Annotated in this window: 3 protein-coding genes, 6 tRNA genes and 1 rRNA gene; 1 reads left to right on the top strand and 9 read right to left on the bottom strand. The window is 52.1% G+C overall.

The annotated features are described in order from the left end of the window. The first annotated feature begins 517 nt into the window (after nucleotides 1-517). Nucleotides 518-1,402, top strand: coding sequence for a BadF/BadG/BcrA/BcrD ATPase family protein (locus FYJ62_RS10135; RefSeq protein ID WP_154549549.1), 885 nt, complete (start codon nucleotides 518-520; stop codon nucleotides 1,400-1,402). 26 nt (nucleotides 1,403-1,428) lie between these two features. On the opposite strand, the gene murQ is transcribed toward FYJ62_RS10135, so the two are convergent. The 9 genes from murQ to rrf form a co-directional block, all read right to left on the bottom strand. Then, nucleotides 1,429-2,325 carry an N-acetylmuramic acid 6-phosphate etherase gene (gene murQ, locus FYJ62_RS10130; RefSeq protein WP_154549548.1) on the bottom strand — a complete coding sequence of 299 codons (897 nt, stop codon included), beginning with the start codon at nucleotides 2,323-2,325 and terminating at the stop codon, nucleotides 1,429-1,431. Between the two features lie 12 nt (nucleotides 2,326-2,337). Then, nucleotides 2,338-3,153 carry a Cof-type HAD-IIB family hydrolase gene (locus FYJ62_RS10125; protein ID WP_154549547.1) on the bottom strand — a complete coding sequence of 272 codons (816 nt, stop codon included), beginning with the start codon at nucleotides 3,151-3,153 and terminating at the stop codon, nucleotides 2,338-2,340. 450 nt (nucleotides 3,154-3,603) lie between these two features. Beyond that, nucleotides 3,604-3,677 (bottom strand) — tRNA-Asp (locus tag FYJ62_RS10120). A gap of 3 nt (nucleotides 3,678-3,680) precedes the next feature. Beyond that, nucleotides 3,681-3,753 (bottom strand) — tRNA-Val (locus FYJ62_RS10115). A 3-nt stretch (nucleotides 3,754-3,756) separates the two neighbouring features. Beyond that, nucleotides 3,757-3,830, bottom strand: a tRNA-Arg gene (locus FYJ62_RS10110). Between the two features lie 33 nt (nucleotides 3,831-3,863). Continuing rightward, nucleotides 3,864-3,935 (bottom strand) — tRNA-Gly (locus FYJ62_RS10105). 28 nt (nucleotides 3,936-3,963) lie between these two features. Continuing rightward, nucleotides 3,964-4,037: transfer RNA gene (locus FYJ62_RS10100), tRNA-Pro, on the bottom strand. Nucleotides 4,038-4,040: 3 nt separating this feature from the next. Then, nucleotides 4,041-4,113: transfer RNA gene (locus FYJ62_RS10095), tRNA-Asn, on the bottom strand. Between the two features lie 5 nt (nucleotides 4,114-4,118). Further along, nucleotides 4,119-4,235 (bottom strand): 5S ribosomal RNA (rrf, locus tag FYJ62_RS10090). Between the last annotated feature and the right edge of the window lie 48 nt (nucleotides 4,236-4,283).

The following is a 4,283-nucleotide window of genomic DNA, read 5'->3' as shown; positions in this document are numbered from 1 at the left end:
TTGAAAATGAGCTCTTTTTAATCTGCTCCAGATTATTGCTTGCGAATTGACTTCGCTTATTTGTTTGGATTCAAGTAAACTTGAACCCGCACACTGCGAAACTTTGTTCAGTTTTCAAAGTACCAACCGTTGCTTGCCTTTCGGCGACGCAACGTTTTATATCTTACTCGCTTGTTAAGAATTTGTCAACAAGTTTTTTGATTTATTTTTTCGTGCCTCCGTGAGAGCTTCGTGTCTCGCGCGACAACAAATATTAGTATACTCGTGTTTTTTCTTTCGTCAAATTTGGATTTTCATTCGGTTTAATAGGTGAACGCGCGGCCGCGTTGTGACAAAGCGCTTTTGGCTGACGCGAACTTTTCCCTGTTCATTTTCCGCGATTTGGCAAAATATGAAGTTATTGTTCGTAAATTACGCTTTTCGTTGCGAAATTTTTTCTGATTTTTTTGGAAATTATTTTTTTAAGCCTAAATTTGTACTATATTGCTTTTAGAATTTCTAAAAAAGAGGTAAAGGCATGACAGAAGAAAATACGTATTTACTCGGCGTCGACAGTGGCGGCAGCCACGTGACCGCTGACTGCTACGATGAGCAAGGAGAGGTGGTTGGCCATGGCGAAGCTGGTCCGGGCAGCATTGTCTTGGATTTGCCCCAGACCCTGGCCAATATCGTTTCCGCCATAGAAAAAGCCACGGCCGCTTTGCCAAACAAAGACTGGAAGTGCCAGCGGATCCTGATCGGAATCGCGGGCTGGGAAAGCAGCCAGCAACAGGAGCTTTTTGCCACTGAAATCACCAGCCGTCTGCGTGACTACGCTGGGCAGGTTTCACTGACCAGCGATGCCAGACTGGCCCTGCTCAGTGCACTTGAAGGTCAAGACGGCCTGTTGGCGATTGCGGGAACCGGCTCGATCGTCTATGCCAAGAATGCCGGCCGCTTGTCCCGCGCCGGTGGCTGGGGCTGGCTGCTCGGAGACGAAGGCAGCGCCTATCAGATCGCGGCCGAAGCCGTCAAAGCCGTGCTGCATACCAATGACCAGGGGCAAGTGCATCCCCTCGCTCACTTGGTCCTCAGCTACTTCTCCGCTTCCTCCATTCCTGAGCTCGTGGCAGCTTTCTACCAAGCTCCCCGCCCGCAAATCGCTGGTCTGGCCAAGCAGCTGGCCGGCCAAGCCGATGCCGCGCCAATTTTTGCCCACCAAGCAAAGCTGCTGGCCCAGCAAATTCTACTTCTGTTCAAGCGCAATCCCGGCATCAATCCCTTGCTAGCCCTGGCTGGGTCGGTCTTGACCCATAACCCGCTGATGCAGGCGGAACTTGGCAGAATCATCAGTCAACAGGCACCTGCCTTGACCATCAAGATCGCTAACTCCCCAAACACTAGGGGCGTCTTGTTTAATTAGTTGGGAACTTTTCGAGAGCCACCCTGCTATCTCAATTTAATGACATCGGCCACGTTGCCTTGATGCTTTTTCAATAATTGGGCCGCTTCTGCCAAGCCGCATCCCCGCTTCAGCATGACGACCGCCGCTGGCACGTCGCTTTTGCTTTTGGCCAAAGCCGCGCTGGCAGCATCCTGGTCAACATCCGCGACCGTCATAATGATCCGAATCGCCCGGTCAACCAGCTTCTGGTTGGTCGGCTTCACTGCGATCATCACGTTTTGGTAAATCTTGCCCTGCTTGATCATGATCCCTGTCGACAAGGCATTCAAGATCATCTTTTGGGCCGTGCCGGCCTTCATCCGCGTAGAACCGGTGATCACTTCCGGCCCTGTCACGGCCTCAATGGCAATTTGCGCGTGCTGACCGATCAGGCTGCCAGAAACGCAAGCTACCGCGATCGTCAAGGCACCGACCCGGCTGGCGTAGTCAAGCCCGCCCAGAACATACGGAGTCCGGCCGCTGGCCGCCAACCCAATCACGACGTCATCTTGCTTAAGCTTCAGATCCTGCAGGTCTTTTTGCCCCAGGTCCGCCCGGTCTTCAGCCCCTTCCACGGCTTTGAACATGGCGCCCGGACCCCCGGCAAGCAAGCCTACCGCCCGGTCAGGACTGATCCCGTATGTCGGCACCAGCTCAACCGCGTCCAAGACGCCCAGACGGCCGCTAGTGCCCGCCCCCATATAGATCAAGCGCCCGCCCCGGCGATAATGGTCCGCGGCCTGGTCAATCGCTTCCGCCAGCGGGCCAGACGCCCTTTTCACGGCTTCTGCCACCGTCTGGTCAGCGTCGTTGATCGTCTTGACGATTTCTGCTGCCGTCATCTGGTCGATCCGCATGCTGGCCGGATTCCGCTGCTCAGTCGGCAATTCTTTAATTTCCATATTCTTCGCCTCCTATAAGGCAAACTTCCGGATAGCCAGGGCTACCCCGTCATGATCATTGTCCGCGGTAATCTCTTCCGCGGCTGCCTTGACTTGCGCGGTTGCATTGCCCATCGCCACGCCCAGCTTGGCAAATTTGATCATGCTCAAATCATTTTCTTCATCGCCTAAAGCCAGGACTTGGTCGCGGCTGATTTTCAAAATCCCGCAAAGCTTGTCTAAAGCTGCTCCCTTGTTCACGCCCTTGGCATAAGCCTCGTAGTAAAAAGGTGCCGTCTTCATCAAATCCAGACGGCTGCCAATTTTTTCAAAAAGCTCCCGGTGGGCAATGGCCGAATCCAGTATCTCCGCGTCCTCAATATACATCGCCTTGATCAGCTCAATCCCCCGCATCTCTTCTGGCGTTCTATAAGAGATGCCCAAGTTGACCAGGTTGGCTTCATACAAGGTGTACTTGCCAATATCCTTGTTGCAGGTATAGATCCGGTCGCTGCTGATCGCTTGAAAGTGGATATTCAACTTGCGGGCAATCCCTTCCAGATCAACAAAGTCCTCATAAGAAATCCCGCGTTCATAGATTACCTGGCCAGCAGTCGTTTTCACTACTGCCCCGCCAAAGCAGACTAGGTACTGGTCAGCCGCGTGGTCCAAGTCCAGCTGCTCAAGCAGCGCTTCCGCCCCGCTTAATGGGCGGCCAGTACACAGAACCACCTTGATTCCCCGGCTCTTAGCCTCTTTGATCGCTGCGATCGTTTCTGGAGTCAGCTCACTCTTGGAATTGACCAGAGTTCCGTCAATATCTATCGCAATCAGCTTGATGTCCGTCATTTGTCTTTTCTCCTTTGTGCTTTCGTTTGTTCTTTATCTAAATTTTAGTACAAAAAGCCGTAAAAAAAGGACCCCATGTCTGAACACTAACATGCGGCCCTTTTGGCAAATATTCAATTTTATTGCAAACCGTTCGCAAGCCTTATTCTTGAGCACCCTTGCCGCCGTGAACAAACAGAACACCTTTGCGCGGAAGGCTTTCCCGCTAGAATGTGGCCTTTGGTGCAGCCATCAGCCTGCCAACAGTGAAATGACAATTTTGGTTCTTCAGGAGGCTCACTTGACGATCATCTTTTCTGACATTCGCAGACCCTCTTTCACAAAAACTAAGCTGTCAATTCGAAAGATCTTTCTCTACCTGTATAATACCTTAAGTTGTAAGCGATTGCAAGTAGGCTGATTCAGCAAAAAGCACAAAAAAAGCAACGACCTAAGTCGTTGCTTCAGTTACGGTCCATGCGGGATTTGAACCCGCGATCTCCTCCGTGACAGGGAGGCGAGATAAACCACTGCTCCAATGGACCAGATGGAGGATATAGGGCTCGAACCTATGACCTCCTGCTTGTAAGGCAGATGCTCTCCCAACTGAGCTAATCCTCCAAATGCACCCAGTAGGACTTGAACCTACAACCTTCTGATTCGTAGTCAGACACTCTATCCAGTTGCGCTATGGGTGCGCTTGGCTATTCAATTCTAGTGCCCGGGCACTAAGCGGAAGACGGGATTCGAACCCGCGACCCCCACCATGGCAAGGTGATGTTCTACCACTGAACTACTTCCGCATTTTCTTTTGTTCAGGTGACCCTGAAATCGGGAAGACAGGATTCGAACCTGCGACCCCCTGCTCCCAAAGCAGGTGCTCTACCAAGCTGAGCTACTTCCCGCTACTCCGCCTGTCAGACTCGAACTGACGACATCCTGATTAACAGTCAAGCGCTCTACCAACTGAGCTAAGGCGGAATGTCGCGCGGCAGCGCCCTATCCTCGCAGGCAGTTTCCCACCAACTACTTTCGGCGCGAAGAAGCTTAACTTCTGTGTTCGGCATGGGAACAGGTGTATCCTTCTTGCCACTGCCACCGCACTCTTTTCTTTGAGCTTGCACGCTCAAAACTGAATACCTTCATCCAAG

The organism is Lactobacillus porci (assembly GCF_009695985.1).
In the GTDB taxonomy this organism is placed as follows: Bacteria; Bacillota; Bacilli; order Lactobacillales; family Lactobacillaceae; genus Lactobacillus; species Lactobacillus absianus.
This window is presented reverse-complemented; position numbering and strand designations above follow the sequence as displayed.

Coding starts and splice junctions, on each gene's coding strand:
- FYJ62_RS10135 (WP_154549549.1), top strand. CDS start 518: ATGACAGAAGAAAATACGTATTTACTCGGCGTCGACAGTGGCGGCAGC.
- murQ (WP_154549548.1), bottom strand. CDS start 2,325: ATGGAAATTAAAGAATTGCCGACTGAGCAGCGGAATCCGGCCAGCATG.
- FYJ62_RS10125 (WP_154549547.1), bottom strand. CDS start 3,153: ATGACGGACATCAAGCTGATTGCGATAGATATTGACGGAACTCTGGTC.